Origin of the sequence: Amycolatopsis sp. NBRC 101858, from assembly GCF_030269325.1 — a bacterium.
In the GTDB taxonomy this organism is placed as follows: Bacteria; Actinomycetota; Actinomycetes; order Mycobacteriales; family Pseudonocardiaceae; genus Amycolatopsis; species Amycolatopsis ponsaeliensis.
Genome location: NZ_BSTD01000002.1, coordinates 1 through 18107, shown reverse-complemented (window position 1 = coordinate 18107; position 18107 = coordinate 1). Strand labels below are relative to the sequence as shown.

At 74.2% G+C, this 18107-nt stretch carries 11 protein-coding genes and 3 pseudogenes; 6 read left to right on the top strand and 8 right to left on the bottom strand.

Annotation, left to right across the window (positions count from 1 at the left end):
- Positions 1-97: 97 nt before the first annotated feature.
- The 4 genes from QSK39_RS13315 to QSK39_RS13300 all read right to left on the bottom strand — a co-directional run bounded on the left by QSK39_RS13315 (position 98) and on the right by QSK39_RS13300 (position 7333).
- Positions 98-1738 carry a PucR family transcriptional regulator gene (locus QSK39_RS13315; protein WP_285478027.1) on the bottom strand — a complete coding sequence of 547 codons (1641 nt, stop codon included), beginning with the start codon at positions 1736-1738 and terminating at the stop codon, positions 98-100.
- Between the two features lie 52 nt (positions 1739-1790).
- On the bottom strand, positions 1791-2378 hold the full coding sequence (locus tag QSK39_RS13310; protein ID WP_285478026.1) for a hypothetical protein: 588 nt from the start codon (positions 2376-2378) through the stop codon (positions 1791-1793).
- A gap of 77 nt (positions 2379-2455) precedes the next feature.
- Positions 2456-3514, bottom strand: coding sequence for a hypothetical protein (locus tag QSK39_RS13305; RefSeq protein ID WP_285478025.1), 1059 nt, complete (start codon positions 3512-3514; stop codon positions 2456-2458).
- A 216-nt stretch (positions 3515-3730) separates the two neighbouring features.
- Positions 3731-7333 (bottom strand): discoidin domain-containing protein, encoded by a 3603-nt coding sequence (locus QSK39_RS13300; protein ID WP_285478024.1) that lies wholly within the window; start codon positions 7331-7333, stop codon positions 3731-3733.
- Positions 7334-7552: 219 nt separating this feature from the next.
- On the opposite strand from QSK39_RS13300, the gene QSK39_RS13295 reads away from it, so the two are divergent.
- A complete protein-coding gene (locus QSK39_RS13295) occupies positions 7553-7987 on the top strand; it encodes an SRPBCC family protein (RefSeq protein ID WP_285478023.1) in 435 nt (144 codons plus the stop codon).
- 340 nt (positions 7988-8327) lie between these two features.
- Here the strand turns inward: QSK39_RS13295 and QSK39_RS13290 are convergent, their stop codons facing one another.
- The gene (locus tag QSK39_RS13290) at positions 8328-9197 is read right to left on the bottom strand and encodes a MerR family transcriptional regulator (protein ID WP_285478022.1); all 870 of its coding nucleotides are present in this window, start codon (positions 9195-9197) and stop codon (positions 8328-8330) included.
- A 447-nt stretch (positions 9198-9644) separates the two neighbouring features.
- Here QSK39_RS13290 and QSK39_RS13285 point away from each other — a divergent pair, with 447 nt between their 5' ends.
- Entirely contained in the window at positions 9645-10028 is a 384-nt protein-coding gene (locus QSK39_RS13285; protein WP_285478021.1) for an STAS domain-containing protein, read from the top strand.
- Here QSK39_RS13285 and QSK39_RS52975 read toward each other — a convergent pair.
- From QSK39_RS52975 to QSK39_RS13275, 3 genes and pseudogenes are all read right to left on the bottom strand, one after another.
- A pseudogene (locus QSK39_RS52975) lies at positions 10025-10663 on the bottom strand (AfsR/SARP family transcriptional regulator); the annotation flags it as partial. The gene QSK39_RS13285 and the pseudogene QSK39_RS52975 sit on opposite strands and share 4 nt — an antisense overlap.
- Before the next feature lie 195 nt (positions 10664-10858).
- Positions 10859-11506: pseudogene (locus tag QSK39_RS52970) on the bottom strand (response regulator transcription factor); the annotation flags it as partial.
- Positions 11503-12669, bottom strand: a complete 1167-nt coding sequence (locus tag QSK39_RS13275) for a sensor histidine kinase (protein WP_285478019.1) — start codon at positions 12667-12669, stop codon at positions 11503-11505. The pseudogene QSK39_RS52970 and the gene QSK39_RS13275, both read right to left, overlap by 4 nt.
- A gap of 276 nt (positions 12670-12945) precedes the next feature.
- On the opposite strand from QSK39_RS13275, the gene QSK39_RS13270 reads away from it, so the two are divergent.
- The 4 genes and pseudogenes from QSK39_RS13270 to QSK39_RS13255 all read left to right on the top strand — a co-directional run.
- Positions 12946-14364 (top strand): choice-of-anchor A family protein, encoded by a 1419-nt coding sequence (locus QSK39_RS13270; RefSeq protein WP_285478018.1) that lies wholly within the window; start codon positions 12946-12948, stop codon positions 14362-14364.
- A 219-nt stretch (positions 14365-14583) separates the two neighbouring features.
- Positions 14584-16104, top strand: a complete 1521-nt coding sequence (locus QSK39_RS13265; protein WP_285478017.1) for a glycosyltransferase family protein — start codon at positions 14584-14586, stop codon at positions 16102-16104.
- A complete protein-coding gene (locus QSK39_RS13260; RefSeq protein ID WP_285478016.1) occupies positions 16101-17603 on the top strand; it encodes a hypothetical protein in 1503 nt (500 codons plus the stop codon). Before QSK39_RS13265 ends, QSK39_RS13260 begins: the two co-directional genes overlap by 4 nt.
- Before the next feature lie 2 nt (positions 17604-17605).
- A pseudogene (locus QSK39_RS13255) lies at positions 17606-18107 on the top strand (glycosyltransferase); the annotation flags it as partial.

Below are 18107 nucleotides of genomic sequence, written 5' to 3'. Positions count from 1 at the left end.
AGGGTCAACACGCGGAGCGGAGCCGGTTCGGCCGTGTCGACCCTGCAATCACGCGTGTCGACTGTCCAATCACGAGTGTCGCCCCCTCGATCACGGGTCAGGACGCGGGTGGGGCCACCACCCGGAGCTGGAGCATCGCCGCGAAGCGGGCCTCCGGGTCCGTCATGTCGAAGCCGCCGACTTCGGCCAGGCGGCGCAGGCGGTACCGGAACGTGTTGGGGTGCACGTGGACCGCGGCCGACGCCGCGATGACGTCGCCGAAGGCGTCCAACCAGGCTCGCAGCGTCTCGACCAGGTGGGCGTGGTGCTGCTCGTCGTACTCCAGCAAGCGCGCGACCGGACCGGTCGGGCGGTCGCCGCGGGCCGCGACCAGGTCCTGCAGCTCCAGCAGCAACGCCTCGACGTGCACGTCGGCCAGCGACGCCACCCGGCGCCCCGGGCCGCTGCCCGACCGCAGGACCCGCAGGGCCCGGTCCGCGCTGTCGCGGGCTTCCGGCAGCTCGGCCGCACTGCGCGCCACCGGCCCGATCCCGACCACGGCCCGGACGCGGTCGCCCACCCGGTCGAGGAAGTCGTTCGCGATCCGCAGGGCGCGCCGCTCCCCGTCGGCGTCGCGGGTCACCGGCACCAGCCCGTACGCGGTGTCGCCCACCAGCGCCGCCGCGCAGCGCGGGTGCACCGCGCTCAGGTGCATCGCCAGGCCGTCGGCCAGGCGTTGCCGTTCGGTGGCGATTTCCGGGTCTTCGGCGCCGTTTTCGAGCACCGCCAGCGCCAGTACGACGACCGGCTGGTCGGCCAGCCCCAGCCGGCTCAGCGCCTCTCGCGCCGCGGCGCCGCCTTCGAGCGCCGTGCTCACCAGGTCCGCGCGCAGCCGTCGTTCGACGTCGGCGCCCGCCCGGACGCGCAGCAGGTGCAGCGCCACCAGGCGCGCCGCGTCGCAGAGGGCCTGCGTGCGGTCGGGGGTCAGCGGCTCGCGCACCGCAGCCCAGATCGAGCCGAGGATCTCGTCGCCCGCCCGGACCGCGACGGCCACCCGGGGGATCTTGAAGCCGTCGGGGCTTTCCGGTGGCCGGTCGACGTACACCGGCCGGTCGCTGCGGTAGAGCTCGCGGAACACGCCGCGGTCGGCCAGCATCCGCGAGAACCGCTCGGGCACCTGCCGCCCCAGGATGGTCTCGACCCGCGACGGGTCGGCTTCGTCCTGGCGTCCCGAAAACGCGAGCACGCGCGAGCGGCGGTCCTCGATGGTGACCGGGGCGTCGATGAGCGCCCCGATCGCGTTGGCCACGGCGAACAGGTCGCCCGAGGGCAGCCCGGCGAGGGTTTCGGGTTCGGCGTCGCCGACGTCGCCCTCGGCCAGCAGCGACCGCAGCATCGCCGCGAGCTGGGCCCAGGACGCGCCACGCGCCAGGCTCAGCAACGCGACGCCGGTCTCCTCGACGGCGGCGGTGATCGCCGCGGTGACCGTGACGGGCGCGCGCAGCACGAGGCCGGCGGCGTCGTGGCGGGCCAGGGTCCTCAATTGGCGCACGACCTCGTCGGGTTCGGCGAGGCCGACGCCCAGCATCAGGGCGTGCTGGGGCAGCGCGGGCTCGTCGAGGGGGTCGTGGATGGCGACGCCGCCGATGCCGCCGGGGCGGTCGCCGTCGCCGAGCACGAGGTCCAGCAGGGTGCCGCCCAGGTCGTCGAGGACGCGGCCGAGGCTGGCGTGCGGGCGCAGGTTCACCGAAACGAGCACCTCCCGAAGCTAGGCGCGACGGGGTCAGCCTAGTTCGTCGGCGGCCACGAATTCAGCACCCGATTTGGTCGGCCGCGACGAACTCCTCCCACCAGGGGATGATCCGGAAGGAGACGTCGCCGAGTCCGCGGAAGAACCCGCGGCGCGAACCGGCCGCGAACTCGGGCTCGTGTTCGTACCGGCTGTGCCGCCGGGTCTCCCAGACGTAGAGCGGGACCCCGGCGGGCACGTCCGGCGCGTCGCCGAACTGCTCGGTGACGAGGACGACGCGGTCGTGCCCCGGTGCGACGGGAGCGGCGGTGCGCAGGTCGGTGGTGTGCCAGCGGATCAGCGCGTGCAGCGGCGACTCGTCCGGCTCGAGCGGGAAGCGTCCGCCGCCGAGGAGGACGAGGTCGGCGTCATCGCAGCGCTGCGCCAGGGCGAGCCCGAAGACGATTCGGGTGTCGCTGCGCGGTTCGACGAGAACGAGGGTGCGCCCGCGCAGCCGCGGGAGGGAACCGAGGCTGTGCCGCGCCCCGGCGGCCAGCGCGGGTTCCCACCGACGGCTGTCGACCGCACCCCAGGCCGCGGCGAACCGCAGCGGCCCCAGCCCGGAGGCGCGGACTTCGACGGGATCGCCGATCCGAGCGGCGACGGCCATGGCGGTCTCGAACCCGATCCCGGCGGCGTCGAACCGGCGGAGGTGGGCGAGCAGCGCGGAGAGGGGTAGGTGCGGGATCAGCGGTTCGAGGCGGGCGAGACCATCGGGCCGGCCGAGCAGGTCGACGAGGGGCAGGGCCGCGAGGACGGTTTCGGAGTGCGGCGGGGTTCCGGCTCGCCGCAGCCGGGCAAGCAGCCGCCCGGACGGCGGGTGGCCGGCGCCGGCCCGGAGCCCGGCGAGCACCTGCAGCGGCCCGGTAGGTGAGGCGGGTACGGCGGCGGATTCGGCAACTGGTTCCCCTTGCCGCGCTGCCACTGCAGCCGGGCGGCTCCGCCGGCCGGCGCCTCCACGACCGGGCCTCCCTCCCGTTCGGGAGACGCCACATCGCCACCCCCGCGCAGCGGCCCGACCAGCACCTCACTTCCGCCACCGACCTTGGCGGCCGACGAAAGCCGCGCCCCGCCAAAGTCCGCAGCCGGCGGCGCGCTTTCCTTCCGTAGCCGCTCTGCCCCGGAGCCTCCGACCGCATCCCCCATCCCGGCCCAGCTCCGCACCAGCGGCAACGTCGCCGGGATCGTCCGCACCCTCCCGGTCCGCCGGGCCAATGCGTACCGGAACAAATCTCCCTGCGCGCGATCGCGGGCCCTCGGGTGCACCAGCCTGATCACCTCGCCGAACCGCAGCGGCCGCGGGGTGCCGATCCCGCCGTGCCGGGGCAGGTCCGCACGGACGAAACCCAGCTCGAAATAGTGCCCGCCGTCGTCGTAGGCCAGCAGCGACTGCTCGTCGTACAACCGCGTCACCGCGTCGGCCACCCCTCGCTTCACCGGCTTCGGCAGCGATGGCCCGTACGCCGCGCTCCAGTACGCCAGCAGGTGTCCCGGGTCGTCGGCGCGGCGCAGCACCGAGGCGATCACCTGGCGCGACACCCCGTGCTCGCCCCGCTCCAGCCGGCCCGCCACGAACGCCGCCGCGCCGACCAGCGCCGGGTAGCGCATCGGGGTCTCCGCGCGCAGCCAGTGCAGGAACTCCGGCGCCCACGACGGATCCGCCGTCCGCAGCAGCGAAACGTAGCGCTCCCGGTCCGGCCGTGGCCACGCGAAGAACGCGTCCTGGTACGCCGCCCGGGCCAGCACCGTGCGGTACAGCTCTTCGATGACCGCCCCTCCCCCACGTCAGGCCCGCGAGCGAGGAGCACCGAGACCCGGATCGGCTTCGGGCTGGTCGTCGGCGGAGGGTGAGGGGGCACGTGCGCCCCTCCACTCGCTCCGGATCGCGACCCACAGCCACGCACCGGAACCCCTCGCTCGCGGGCCCCGCGAGCGTAGCGGCGGGGTCCGACAAAACCGCGGCTAGATCAGCTTGGCCGCCACGTTGTAGGCCTCCACCTGCAGCCGGGCGCCCGGCACGCGCCGCCGCGGCTCGACGCGGATCGTGCGGCTCTCCCCCGGCAGCAGCCAGAAGTAGTTGTCGCCGTAGCGGGTCGGCAGGACGCGGTCGGTACCGTTGCGCTCGCGCAGCGACAGCCGGATCATCGCCGCGACCGTCTTGCCGTCGTTGCGGATCGTCGCCGTGAACGCGTCGCCGTCGGCCTTCAGCGACGATGTCAGCCGCGCGCCCGGGAGCTGGTTGAGCGCGCGCATCGCCGTATCGCTTCGGTAGCGCCAATAGGTGTTCTCCGACAGCACCGCGCCGCGGCTGTCGGTCAGGGTCAGCCGCAGCAGGTGCAGGTCCGGGTGCGCCGCGTCGAACGGCACGGTGAACGCCGTCGCGCCGGCGTTCGCGGCCACGTCGAGCTTCTGCTGCTGCGCCGCCCCGAGGCTCGCGCCGTCCAAAGAGAACAGCCGCGCGGTGACCGTCACCCCGCTCAACGCGGCCGGCGTGTGGTTGACGACCCGGACCTGCCACGTCGTCAGGTCGGCCTGCACGTGCCGGGCCTCGCAGCCCTTGCGCGCGCCGTAGTAACTGCCGTTGACGTCGAGGTCGTAGTCGTAGGTCTGCCACACCGTGCTGTGCCACGCCGGGTGCGACATCCACAGCAGCACGCCGGTCGCGTCGGCCCACAGCTTCGTGTTCCAGGCCTCGAAGATCGCGCGCATGCTCTCGTAGTTGACGAACTGGGCCTTGCGGCAGAACTCCGCCAGGCTCGTCGACGGCGCCAGGCGCGCGTCGATCGCCGCGAGGTAGCTCTGCGGCGACTGGTTGCCGGCGGTGGACCAGTCGTGCAGGAACCAGGGCGCGCCGATCGGCCAGCCCGGGTCGCCGGCGCCGACGAGGTTGCGCATGCTCTCGACGACCGACACCGTCGGCAGCCCGATTTCGCTCCAGAACCCGTACTTGCCGCCGGTCGCCTCACCCGTGAAGTACTGCTTCGGGTCCTGCCAGTAGTACGGCCCGTCGCCGGTGATCACGCCGCCCGCCGAGTTGCCCTGGTAGAGCAGGTCCGTGTGGTCGTGGACGATGTCCCGCAGCGCGTTGTCGATCACCGGCGGCGGCGTGCCCTCGTTGCAGCCGAACCACACCGTCGCGCACGCGTGGTGGCGGTAGCGCAGCACGGTGTCCTTCGCCTGCGCCAGGAAGATGTCGTGGTTGGCCGGGTCGGTCGACCAGCCGTCCCAGAACTCGTTCCACAGCAGGATGCCGTACTTGTCGCAGGCGTCGAACAGCTCCTGGCGGTAGGACGAGCCGACCCAGTTGCGGATCAGCGTGAAGTTCATGTCGCGGTGCATCGCGACGACGGCGTCGGTCCGCTCGGGCGTCATCCGGCGCAGCAGCTCGTCCCAGCCCCAGCTGCCGCCGCGGGCGAACACCTTGACGCCGTTGACGAGGAAGGTCAGCGGCTTGGGGCTGTTGTCGACGGACGCGGCGTCGGTCCAGGTGTCACCGTCCTGCGACACCTGGATCTTGAACGTCGCCGCGTAGGCGGTCTCCCAGGTCAGGACGACTTTGTCGAACGCCGTCGCGGCGCCGAGGTCGACCTGCAGCCACTGGTTGTCGTCGTAGGCGGACGTCCAGCGGGTGTTCGGGTCGCCGTCGAAGGCCCGCTCCGGCGGGTTGCCGTCGGCGACGGACGACGACGTCGCGGGCTTGCCCTGCGCGAGGTCGGTCCCCGCGCTGTCCACGACGGACATGGTCCAGAGCGAGAAACCCCAGCCCGTGGCGCGCTTGAGGCCCTGCATCCGGACGAACCGGGCGTTCTGCGGCGCGAGGTCGACGGTCTGGGTCGCCCGGCCGTCGGCGATGACGATCGGCAGGTCGTACTGGTAGCCGATCTGCCGCAGGCCGATCTTCGTCGTCCGCCGGTCGCTGGCCGACGCGCCGATCGCCGCGGTGAGCGTCAGGTCGTAGAGGTTCGGGTCGCCGTAGCCGTTGGGCCACCACAGTTTCGGGTTCTTGACCTGCTGGGCTGGGAACACCACGTCGGTGGTCTGCCCGGGCGCCACTGTCACGGTGCTCGACACGTTCACCGGGCCGAAGGCGGCGGTGACCTTGACGCGCTGGGCCGTCGACGCGGCGTTGCGCACCGGAACGGTCAGCGTCACCACGGCGGTGGCGGCGTCGGGCACCTTCGTGTCGACGCGGACGTCGCCGAGCACGGCGGCACCGGTGGAGCGCAGGCGTACGTGGTCCCAGATGCCGGACGCGCGGTCGCGGACGGCGGGCATCCAGTCCCAGCCGGACACCGCGAGGTAGGTCGGCGAGTTGTCGAACATCGTGCTGCCGGCGTCGACCCACGAACTGCCGTTGGAGCCCTTGTCGCTGGGGCTGCCGGGCCGCGGCATCGGCGAGATCTTCACGGCGAGGGCCTGGTCGCCGGAGCGGCGCAAGGCGGCCGTGACGTCGTAGGCGCCGCGTCCGAACGGGTGGCTCTGGGTGCCGATTTCGGCGCCGTTGAGCCAGATCTGCGCTTCGTGGTTGACGCCGTCGAACTCGAGCCAGACGTGCCGGCCCGCCGAGGTGTCGAGGCCGCGCGGGAGCGAGAAGCGGCGGCGGTACCACCAGGCGTGGCGCGACAGCGCTTCCGGGACGTGCAGGTTGTTCATCCCCGACACCGGGTCGGGCAGCTGGCCCTGTTCGACCAGCGAGGCCAGGACCGTGCCCGGGACGGTCGCCGGGAGCCAGCCGCGGGTGTCCACTCCTGTCCCGGAGAGCGCCTTGCCGTCACCGGACGGCGCCCAGTCGTCCATCGTGAGGACCCAGCCGGACTCGAGCGGCACGGTGCCGTCGGCCGCGACGGCGAGCGCGGGCGGGTCGTCGTGCGGGCGGACCGGGAAGCTCGTCCAGCCGTGCACCGCCGGGCGGTTCTGCGGGCCGGTGCCGAACACCTGGAAACCGTTGAGGCCCAGCGGGTTGGCCGTCGAGCGGCTCGCCGCGGTGAACCGGACCCAGCGCGCGGTCACGGCGGTGAGCGGGATCGTCACGACGCCGCCGGTGCCGGCGTCGGTGTGGTGGACGGTGCGCCAGGCCTTGCCGTCGCCCGAGACGTCGAGGTCGAACGCCGTCGCGTAGCTGGAGAGGACCTCGAAGCCGCTGGTGTGGGAGCGGGACGCGGCGGCGTCGACGGCCGGGTCGCCGGGCCGCGCCTCGAAGGTCAGCACGACCGAGTCGATCCGGCACTGGCCCTGGAGGTCGACGACGATCCACTGGCCGTCGCCCGCCGTGGCGCGCCAGCCGGAGCCCCGGACGCCGACCTGGGCGAGGCCGTCGACGGCGAATTCGGCCGGGGTGGCGGCGTAGTCGGTCGAGGAGACCTGGACCGGGCGGAACAGGGCCAGGTCGGTCTGCGGCGCCCGGCCGTCGGCGGCGGCGGGTGCCGCGGACGCGACCCCGGGCAGGACGGCCGCGAGGCCGAAGCCGGCCAGCAGCCCGGTCCCGGCGGCCAGGACGTGCCGCCGCGACACGGCGGACACCTCAGCCGGCTCGACATCCGCGCTGATGCCGTACTCCTCCGCCATGCGAACTCCGATCTGAAAGCGGCCGCCGGTGGCGCCGTCTGGAGGGATGACAACGTTGCCAGGAAGCTTTCGCCGTGCGCGTCGGAAGCGTCAAGAAGACAAGGAGGACAAGAATTCGGAATAGTTGACATCGATGTCGGCGGCCGGCTCGCCGTGCCCCGCTGAGCGGTGCCCGTTACGGTTGCATCGTCTTCGCAACGAACCGTTCCGGGAGGTCCGATGGTCCAGGTCGAACGCACCGTCACCGTGCGCACGCCGGTCGAGCGCGTCGCGGAGTACCTCGAGGACTTCGCGCACACGGAGGACTGGGACCCGGGCACGGTGTCGTGCACCCGCACCGACGGCGGCCCGATCGCGGTGGGCGCGGGGTGGCACAACGTGTCGGAGTTCCGCGGCCGCCGCACGGAGCTGGACTACCACCTGACCCGGCGCGAGGCCGGCCGCGTGACGTTCGTGGGCGAGAACAAGACGGCGACCTCGACGGACGACTTCGGCCTGTCGGCAGGCCCGGACGGCACGACGGTCCACTACAAGGCGACGATCGTGTTCCACGGGTGGGCGAAGCTGGCGAGCCCGCTGTTGAAGCGCGAGTTCGAGCGGCTCGGGGACGAAGTGGTGCCGGAGCTGACGCGGGCGCTGGAGGGGCTGGGCTGAGCAAGCGCCGGCGGTCGCGCGCGGGCAGGCCTGCGCTCCGCCGACCGCGCGCGGCTTGCCGAGCACCGCTCGCTCCACTCCACAGCCAACTCTCGCGTGGGCAGACCCGCGCTCCGCAGACCGCACACGGCCTACCGAGCGCCCCTCGCCGCACTCCATAGCCAACTCTCGCGCGGGCAGAGCCGCGTTCCGCCGACGGCGCACGACTTATCGAGCAGCGCTCGCCGCAACCAACTCTCGCGCGCGAGCAGGCCGGCACTCCGCCGACCCGCACTCCACAGCCAGATCGCGCGCCCGCCGGCCTGCATTCCACCGACCCCGCCCGACTCGCCGAGCGCCGCTACGCCTCCGCGTACTCGACGGCCAGCTCCATCGCCGATGCCAGGTCGTTCACCCTGGCGAAGCCGCGGTCGCCCAAGTGCTGCCAGCCCGGGCCCGCCGTGCCGACCACGCGGCCGAGGTCGCGGACCCGGGCCGCCAGCAGGTCGTCGGCCGTCGGGGGTGCCAGGGACCACAGCAGGACCAGTACCGGGTCGAGGCGGGCCGCCAAGTCCGCCACTGTCTCCGCCGGGACCAGCTGGCCCAGGTACGCGACCGGGATCCCGGCCTCGGCCAGCGTCGCGCGCAGGGCCTCCATCGGCAGCGAGTGCCGCTCGGCCGGGCAGCACGCCAGCAGCACCGGCCGGCCCGGGACGGCCGCCGGGAAACCGCGGCTGAACCGCTCGTACGCCAGCGAGATCTCCGTCGTCAGTGCCCACTCCGACGCGAAGCAGAGTTCACCGCGCTGCCAGCGGTCGCCCAGGCCGCGCAGGACCGGGGCCAGGACGTCGGTCCAGGCGGCGGCCGGGCCGAGCGTGCCGAGAGTCTCGTCGAGCAGCCCCGCGACCGACGCGGACCGCAGCTCCTCGGCGGCGTCCTCGAGCTCGCGCACCCGGCGGGCCGCGGGCACCTCGGGCGGGCCGGCGGGCGACGCCGCGAAGGCGGTGCCTGCCGCTTCCCGCACGGGCATCCCCCGCGCGACGAGCCGCTGCATGTGCTGCAGCCGCCGGACGTCGGCGTCGGAGTAGCGGCGATGCCGGCCGGTGGCCTTGGCCGACGGGCCGATCCCGTACCGCGCGCTCCAGCTGCGCAGGGTCACCGGCGAGACGCCGAGCAGCTCGGCCACCTTGCCCGGCGCCCAGGCACCCGTCTCGACGTTCTTCGGATCCACCGTTCCCCTTCGCCTCGCTCATCGCAGCTTAGCGACGGCCGGGCCACCTGACCGGCGGGGACACGTGGCCGGAGATCGCCGCCCGGCGGCCGGCGAAGATCGGCGCGCCGGCCACCGCCGTCCCGCGGCGAAGCCGGACCGGCGATACCGCTGCGGCACAACCGAAACGGACGAGGCGGGGACGCGGCGGCGGGGCGTCGGCCTGCCGCGTCCCCTCGGCGCCGCCCGGCGCCGGGGATCCGGCCCGCGTCGGCCGGATCCGGCCGGCCGTGGGGTGTGGCAACCCGCCACGGCCCGCCCGGTCATCGGCGGTGGGTGCTGCCCAGCCAAGTTATACCCGCGCGCAACGCTTGTGCATCGCTGTCCCTCGGATGCCGCACGAATTCGCCCCACCCGGCGAGTGAACCCGGGCCGCCGTGGGTACCTGGCGGTGCAGGAGGGACCCCGATGACCGACAACCACACACAGCCCCGCTTCGCGACCACGACCGACGCGGGGATCGTGACCGTCCGCTGCGCCGGCGACCTCGACCTGGCCACCACGAGCCGGCTCCGCGACGCGCTGCTGAGCCCGTTCGGCGACGGCGGCGCGGCCGCGGTCGTCGCCGACCTCACCGAGACGACCTTCTGCGACTCGACCGTCTTCAGCGTCCTGGTCGAGTCCTACCGCGAAGCCCTCGCGCGCGGCATCCCCTACGCCATCGCGGCGGCCAGGACCACCGTCGCCCGGCCCTTGGCCATCCTCGGCCTGGACCGCGTGCTGCCGCTGCACCCCGGCCTCGCCGAAGCCCGCGCCGCGGTCACCGGGAGCCGGGCCACCCGCGTCTCCTAGGCCCGCAGGTCCGGGTGGAGCACGTCGTCGAGCACCGCCCGGTGGGTGCGCCGCAGCTCCTCCCCCGGTTCGACGCCCAGGTCCGCGGCCAGCCGGTCGCGGATCCGGCCGTACGCCGCGATCGCTTCGGCACGGCGGCCGGTGGCCTGCAGCGCCCGCATCAGCAGCGCCGCCAGCGGCTCGCGCAACGGTTCCAGTGCCAGCACCGCGGACAGCTCGTCGGCCGTCTCGGCGTACCGGCCCAACCGCAGCTGCAGCTGCGCCTTGCGCGCCCAGAGCGTGCTCCGCCGCTCGGTCAGCCGCAGCCGCTGGCCGTCCGCGAACGGTCCCGGCAGCCCGGACAGCGGCTCGCCGTGGAACAGCCCGAGCGCGGCGGCGCAGGACGACGCGGCCGCGGCCAGGTCGCCGGACTCCTCGGCGGCGCCCGCGGCCGCGGTCAGCTCCGCCAGCCGGGCCGTGTCGATGCGGACGCCGTCGCCGTCGAACCGGTAGCCGCCGCGCGTGCGGCCGATCACCGAGTCCGGGGTCCGCTCGCCGGGCCCGCGCAGGCACTTGCGCAGCCGGTGCACGTACACCGGCAGCACGCGGCCCCCGGTGCCCGGCGGTTCCAGCCCCCAGACGCCGTCGAGCAGCTCGGCCTGGCTGACCGTGACGCCGGGGCGCAGCACCAGCGCGGCCAGCAGGGCCTGCTGGCGCACCGGCCCGAGGTCCAGCGGGCTGCCGCCGCGCCACGCGCGCAGCGGCCCCAGCACCGAGAACCGCAGTCCCGGCACGGGCACCGGCTCGGCGACGGCCGGCCGGACCGGCGCATCGTCCACAACGGACACCCGCGGGCTGACGACGCCGTGGTCGAACGCGTAGACGACCGCGGCGGCGCGGTCGCGCAGGCCCAGCTTGGTGAAGATCCGGCCCAGGTGGCTCTTCACGGTCAGCTCCGAGACGACCAGCGCACCGGCGATCTCGGCGTTGCTCAGCCCGCGCCCGGCCGCCCGCAGCACGTCCAGCTCGCGCGGCGTCAGCAGTCCCGGCGCCGGGCCCGCGGGCTCGCCGGCGGGGGCGCGCCGGTAGGTCGTGAGGACGCGGGCGGTCACCGCGGCGTCGAGCCAGGCGTCGCCCGCCGCGACCGCCCGGACGGCGCGGATGAGGTCCTCCGCCGGCGAGTCCTTGAGGACGTAGCCGACCGCGCCCGCGCGCAGCGCGCCCGCCAGCAGCTCGTCGTCGTCGAACGTGGTCAACGCCAGCACGGGCGGGCGCCCGCCGAGCCGCCGCGTCGCCTCGATCCCGTCCACGTGCTTCATCCGCAGGTCCATCACCACGACGTCGACCTCGGTGGCGGCCAGGGCCGCGGGGACGTCCGCGCCGTCGCCGCACTCCCCCGCGATGACGAACCCGTCCCGGCGGCGCAGGATCCGCCGCAGCCCGGAACGCACGAGCTCCTGGTCGTCGACCAGCAGGACCCGGACTTCGCCCGCCGTCACGCCGGGCCGCCCGCGGGCACGCCGACCGCGACGACCCAGTCCGCGCCGTCCGGGCCCGCGGTCAGTTCGGCGCCCAGCTGGCCGGCCCGCGCGGACATCCCCTTCACGCCCGAGCCGCCGGTGCCGGGCGGGCCGCCGGCCGGCAGCCGGTTGCGGACGACCAGCCGGGCGCCGTCCGGGCCGACGTCGAGGCGCATCCGGGCCGGCGCCCCGCCGCCGTGCTTGGCGATGTTGGCCAGCGACTCCTGCGCGATGCGGTAGAGCCCGAGCCCGGCCAGGTCCGGCACGGCGGCCAGGTCGCCCGCCTGCTCGTACCGCACGGCCAGCCCGGCCGCGCGGGTGCGCTCGACCAGCGCGGGGATGTCGCGCGCGCCGGGCAGCGGGCGGGTCCCGGCGGGCGCTTCGGCCAGCACACCGACGGTCCGGCGGATGTCGGCCATCGCGGTGCGCCCGACGCGCTCGGCCTCGGCGAGCCCTTCGAGGGCCTCCTCGACGTCGCGGTCCTGCTGGAGGGCGTGCCGGGTGCCGGTGAGGTGCAGCAGCGTGATGCTCAGCGAGTGGGCGACGACGTCGTGCACCTCGCGGGCGATCCGCTGCCGTTCGGCGAGGACGGCCTGGTCGCGGACGGCGTCCCGGGCGGCGCGCTCGGCGTCCAGCGCCCGCACGTACCAGCGGAGCATGAACCCGGCGGCCAGGCCGAGCAGCACGGCCGCGACGTAGACCGGGAACCCGACCAGCCCGACCCGGGCCGCGGCCACGCTCAGCGTCGCGACGCTCGCGGCGGCGACGGCGAACGCGATCGCCGGCCGGGCGATCGCCGCCGTCTCGGCGGCCAGCACCACCAGCACGACCGGGGCGAAGTCGGGCACGACCGGCCGCGCCAGCAGGATCGCGACGGCGGCGAGCACGGTGAGCGCCTTGAGCCACGGCGGCGCGATCACCCCGGTGACGGCCCAGCCGAGCGCGGTGACGACGGCCAGCAGCCCGGCGAGGGCGATCGGTGCCGGCGGCACCAGCGCCCCTCGTTGCGCCACCGCCGCCACCGCCAGCACCACCCCGAAGGCGGTCACGGCGACCGGAACCCACCACGGAAGCGCGATCCCGGCGCGGCCGAGGCTCGTCTCCAGGCGGGCCCGGACCCCGCTCACCACCCTCGCCCCCACACCACCCAGCGTAGGAAGCACGCGGCGCGGGCGCATCCCGCCCCGGGAGGAAGTCGCGGTCATCCGGATTTCATCGGGCCGGGTCCGTCCACTGAGGCCGGGCCTCGGCCGGTACGCGGGCGGCGAAGCGCGCGACCTCGCCGGTGGGATGGCCGGGCGCACCGCGTGAAGTGGCAGCGCGCCCGGCGGCCCTCGATCGGGTGGATCGGCGGGCGCCCCGGGTGCCCGGCCGCTAGCGTCCGAACCGACGAGTCCACAGTGGACAGGGGAGGTCCCGTGCGCGCGACCCATGCCGCCCTGGCGGCGCTGGCGGCCTGCGGGCTCGTGGTGCTCTCGGTGCCCGTCGTGCGGTCCGCGCACGCCGACCCGCTGCCCGGCGGCCTCGGGCCGTGCGTGCCCGGGAGTTGTCCCGATCCCCACCCGCCGGTCGGCAACGGCGCGTTCGCCGGACGGGACAACGGGGTGAACCTGTTCGTCGGGGGCACCATGCGCGTCACCGGCAGCGCCGCCGAGGCGGAGGGCCGGGTGGTCGTCGGCGGCGGCTTCACGCTGCGCAAGACCGCCGGGTCGGCGATCTACAACGTCGGCGTCGCCGGGGTCGGCTCGCGCGTGCCGCCGCCGGACGGTGCCGACTTCCTCACCGTCGGCGGGGACCTGACGGTCGCCGACCAGCAGCGGCTCGACGCCGTGGGCGACTCGGCAGGCGGCGTGGTCCGCCACGCCGGGACGGTCACCGGCACCGTGATCGGGAAGCTCGTCCACGACACCGCCGCGATGAAGCCGTACGAAGGACTGCGGAGCAAGCTCACCGCCGCGAGCGAGTGCTACGCCCGGACGGCGGCCACCGGGACCGTGCAGAACCAGAACTACCAGACGCTCTTCACCGGCGACGGGAAGTCGGCGCTGCAGGTCTTCACCGTCACCCAGGACATCGCCGGGCCGGGCGGCGGCGCGCAGGGCATCGCGTTCGCCGGCATCCCGGCCGGCGCGACCGTGCTGGTGAACCTCACCGGCGCGGTCCGGACGATCAACACCTACAGCGGCACCCTCGACGACAACGACCCGCTGAACCGGCTGCGCCCCCGCCTGCTGTGGAACTTCCCGGCGGCCACCACGGTCCACCTCGCGGGCAGCGGCATGTTCCAGGGCAGCGTGCTGGCCGGCAACCCCGCCGGGACGACGACCGTGACGCTCCCGGGCACCAACGGCCGCTTCTTCACGGCGGGCAACCTCGTCCACGGCGCGAGCACCGGCCCGGGCAGCGGCCAGGAGTTCCACGCGTACCCGTTCACCGGCGACCTGCCCTCGTGCGACAAACCCGAACCGACCACGACGACCCCCGCCACCAGCACGACGAGCACCTCGACCACCACCGCGCCGACGACGACCACCACCACCAGCGAGCCGACCACCAGCACCACGCCGACCACGACCGAACCGACGATCACCTCCACGGCGCCGACCACCACCGGCCCGTCCGGCACGACCACCTCCACCACGACGCCGACGACGACGCCGACATCGACGAGTTCGACCAGTTCGACGGCCCCGGCACCGGCACCGACCACCCCGGGCGGCAGCGGCCGCCTGCCGGACACCGGAACCGACGTCGGCCCGATCCTCGGCGTCGGCGCGCTGCTCCTGACCGGTGGCACCGCACTGGTCCTGGTCACCACCCGGCGGCGCCGGACCTGACCGCACGGCCGCGAACCGGCGGCCGAAGTCGTCCACAATGGAGCCCGGTCACACTGCGAGCCCACTCCGGCCGTGCCACCATCGGGTGATGTTCCACAGAGCAGGCGGACATAACCGTGACGTAGCACCGCTGTAATGAAGCGTCACTACGGTCCCCGGGACATGTCGATCGGGCAGATGACGGATCCGGCGCCGGTGGCGCTTCCGCGGGGTGAAAAGGTGCTACCGGAAACGGAAGCGGAGCAGGTGAACGCGCGAGGACGGTGGCTGCCCGTCTTCGGGGCGGTACTGGGCGCCGCGCTTTTCCTGGTGGTGCGCGGCAGTCTCACCGACGACGGCTACATCACGCTCGCCTACGCGAAGAACCTCGCCGTGCACGGCGAATGGGGCATCATCCCCGGCTCGCCGGCGAACTCCGCGACGTCACCGCTGAACGTCCTGCTCCTTGCCGCGCTCACCCTGGTGACGCGGGTGGCCGGCGACCCGCACCCGGTCGTCGCGCTCGGGATCCTGACGGTCCTGTGCGGCGGCGCGCTCGGCTGGGCCTGGCAGCGCATCGGGCGGAAGCTGGCGCTGCCGCCCGCGGCCGGGGTGCTCGGCGTCACACTGGTCCTGGTCAACCCGTTCGTGTTGTCCGCCATCGGTCTCGAAGTCCTCTTGATCCCCGCCGTCCTGCTGGTGCTGACGGTCTTCGCGCTCGAAGGCCGGCCGATCCTGTTCGGCGTCACCGCCGGGCTCACCGTCCTCACCCGGCTCGACCTCGTCGTGTTCGTCGTGGTGATCGCGCTCAGCGCGCCCGCGATCCGGCGGCGGCTGCTGCCGGCCGCCGGGTTCGCGGTGCTGACCGCGGCGCCGTGGTTCGTCTTCAGCTGGGTCGCCTTCGGCTCGTTCGTGCCCGACACACTGGCGATCAAGCAGACCCAGGTGGGCCTGTTCGCGCCGTGGACCTACAGCACCGGACCGGTGATGTACTACCTCGGCTACCCCGTCACCGTGCTCGTGTCGTTCGTGCCCGCATTGCTCGGCGTGGTCGCGCTCGCCGTGTGGGCGGCGGCGCGGTTCTCGGTGCGCTGGCCGGAGTTCCCCGCGCTCGGCCCGGTCGCGGCGCTGGGGGCCGGCGGGATCCTCTACTTCGTCGCCTATTCGTTCATCGGCGTCGGCCCCTTCCATTGGTACTACGTGGCTCCGACGACGACGGTGGGCAGTTTCGCCGTCGCGGCCTTCGGTGCCTGGTTCGGGCAGGCACGTGAGCGGACGGAGCTGCGCACCGGTCCCCCGCTGCTGGCGCTCGGGCTGACCGGGGTGCTGGTGCTGAGCGCGGCGGCCGTCGACGCCGCGCAGGGCGTGCCGTGGAAGTCGCCGGTCATCTTCGGGAACTGGGCCAGCGCGCAGGACTACGCGCGGGTCGGCAAGGAGCTGGGCGCGCGGCTCGACGGCGCGAGCGTGGCCAGTCCCGGGGAGATCGGCACCCTCGCGTACTACTGCGAGTGCGCCATCATCGACGAGTTCTCCGACCGCGGCCACGCGAAGGAGCTCGTCGAGCAGCGGATCGCGACGGCGAACCCGTTGATGAGCCTTGCGCTGCGGGTGAACTACCACTGGCTGGACCGCTCGATCACCCCGCGCAAGCCGGACTACCGGCTGCAGTACGGCTCGGGGCCGGCGACCGGGCCGGACAGCTGGCAAGTGCAGTCCGCGGCGAAGGGCGTCGGCCACTTCACCCTCACCCGCGAACCGTGATCGTGACCGAACGGCGGGAGCCGGGTGCCACGACGAGCACCCCGGGATCCCGGCGCTGGGTGCTGCCCGGCGTCACGGCCGTCCTCTCCGCGCTCGTCTTCGCCGCGGTGCGCCCGCACCTGGTGGACGACACGTTCATCACCCTCTCCTACGCGCGCAACCTGGCCTTCCACGCGCACTGGGGCCTGATCCCGGCGGAGACGTCGAACACCGCGACGTCGCCGCTGAACGTCCTGCTCCTCGCCGCGCTGACCCTGGTCCTGCGCGACGCGGTGCTCGCCGCCGGTGCGCTGTTCGTGCTCTGCCAGGTCGCGCTGGCCCTCGCGCTGCGCCGGGCCGGCGGCCGGGCGGGGCTGCCGTCCTGGTTCGCGCCGGCCGCCGTCGCGCTGCTGACGGTGAACCCGCTGCTGCTGTCGTCGATGGGGCTCGAGGTCGAGCTCGGCGCGGCCGGCCTCGCCTGGCTGCTGGTCTTCGCGACGGAACGGCGGCCGGTCGCCCTCGGCGTCCTGACCGGGCTGCTCGCCCTCGTCCGGCTCGATCTGGTCGTGGTCGCGCTGGTGCTGTTCGCGCTGCGGCGCCGGTTCTGGGAGAAGGCGTGGCAGTCGGTGCTCGCCGCGGCGGCGGTCGCGCTCCCCTGGTTCGCCTTCAGCTGGGTGGTGCTCGGGTCGGCGGTGCCGGACACGGTGATCATCAAGACCCTGCAGAAGTCCTGGGGGCAGTGGGACTTCGGCAACGGCCCCGGCCTCTACGCCGAGGTCTTCCCGTGGGCGACGGTCGCCTCCTTCCTCCCGGCCGCGCTCGCCCTGCTCGCCTTCGCGCTCTGCGTGGCGGACGCGGCCCGCGGCGGCCCGGTGTGGGCCCGGGTGCGGCCGTTCGTCCCGCTGGTGCCCGCCGGGATCGCGCACTACCTGGCCTACACGCGGCTGCACGTGCCGCCCTACCACTGGTACTACGGGCCGAGCCTGGTCGCGGCGACGCTCTTCCTCGCGGCCGCCGCGGCGGCCGCGGTCCGCGTGCCGGCCCGGGTGGCGGCCGCCGTCGCGGTCGCGGCTGTCCTGGTGGCCGGTGTCGGCGCCTACGCGGCCGGTGGCCTGCCGCGGCGGTTCGCGCCGCTGATGTCCAACCATGACGCGACCGCGGACTACGAGCGGATCGGACCGGAGCTCGGCCGGCTGGTCGGCGGCGGCACCGTGCGCAGCGGCGGCGAGATCGGCGTGCTGGCCTACAGCTGCGGCTGCGCGATCGTCGACCTCTTCGACGACCGCGGCGCCGTCGGGCCGGCCATCACCGAGCGCGAGGCCCACCTCGGCGCGCTCGGCCGGGCGCTGGTCGACGTCAACTTCCGGTTCTTCGACTTCGGCGACCGGCCGATCGTCACCGACTACGCCCTGGTGCGTGGCGATCCGCCGCCCGGTGCGCTGGCCCACTGGACACTGACGTCGCCGTGGGCCGGCACCCAGCAGCTGTATCTCGTCCGGGGCAACGGAAGCGGAGCTTGAGCATGACCGACCTCACCGCGCAGCGCGGCCTGTACGCGGGCCCGGCGCCGATCGTCAGCAAGGACCTCTACGCCGAGGTCCACACCGGTTCGGCGGTCCGGGACCGCGACGCGATCCGGCTGGCCCCGGCCACGAAGGTCTCCGGCAACACCTATTTCGGCCGTTTTCCGGCGTCGTACTGGCAGCGCTGGTCCACGGTGACCGAGGTCTCGGTCGAGGCCGTCGTGACCGGCACCGGGCTGCTGTCGATGGGTGCCTCCGACGTCGAAGGTGAACCGCGCGTGGTCGCCGCCGAGCAGGTCTCCGACGTCAAGCAGACCAAGGTCACGCTGACCTCGCAGCTGGACAAGTTCTACGACGGCGGCGCCCTCTGGCTCGACCTGGAAACCGAGGGCGGGCAGACGCTGCGGGTGGAGCAGGTCCGCTGGACGGTCGAAGCGCCGGAGAAGATCCGCCCGACCGCGGTCACCATCTGCACGATGAACCGCGCCGACGACTGCCTCA

Excerpts from the sequence above, each read along its gene's own strand:
- QSK39_RS13310 (WP_285478026.1), bottom strand. The coding sequence starts at position 2,378 with ATGGCCGTCGCCGCTCGGATCGGCGATCCCGTCGAAGTCCGCGCCTCC.
- QSK39_RS13300 (WP_285478024.1), bottom strand. The coding sequence starts at position 7,333 with ATGGCGGAGGAGTACGGCATCAGCGCGGATGTCGAGCCGGCTGAGGTG.
- QSK39_RS13295 (WP_285478023.1), top strand. The coding sequence starts at position 7,553 with ATGGTCCAGGTCGAACGCACCGTCACCGTGCGCACGCCGGTCGAGCGC.
- QSK39_RS13285 (WP_285478021.1), top strand. The coding sequence starts at position 9,645 with ATGACCGACAACCACACACAGCCCCGCTTCGCGACCACGACCGACGCG.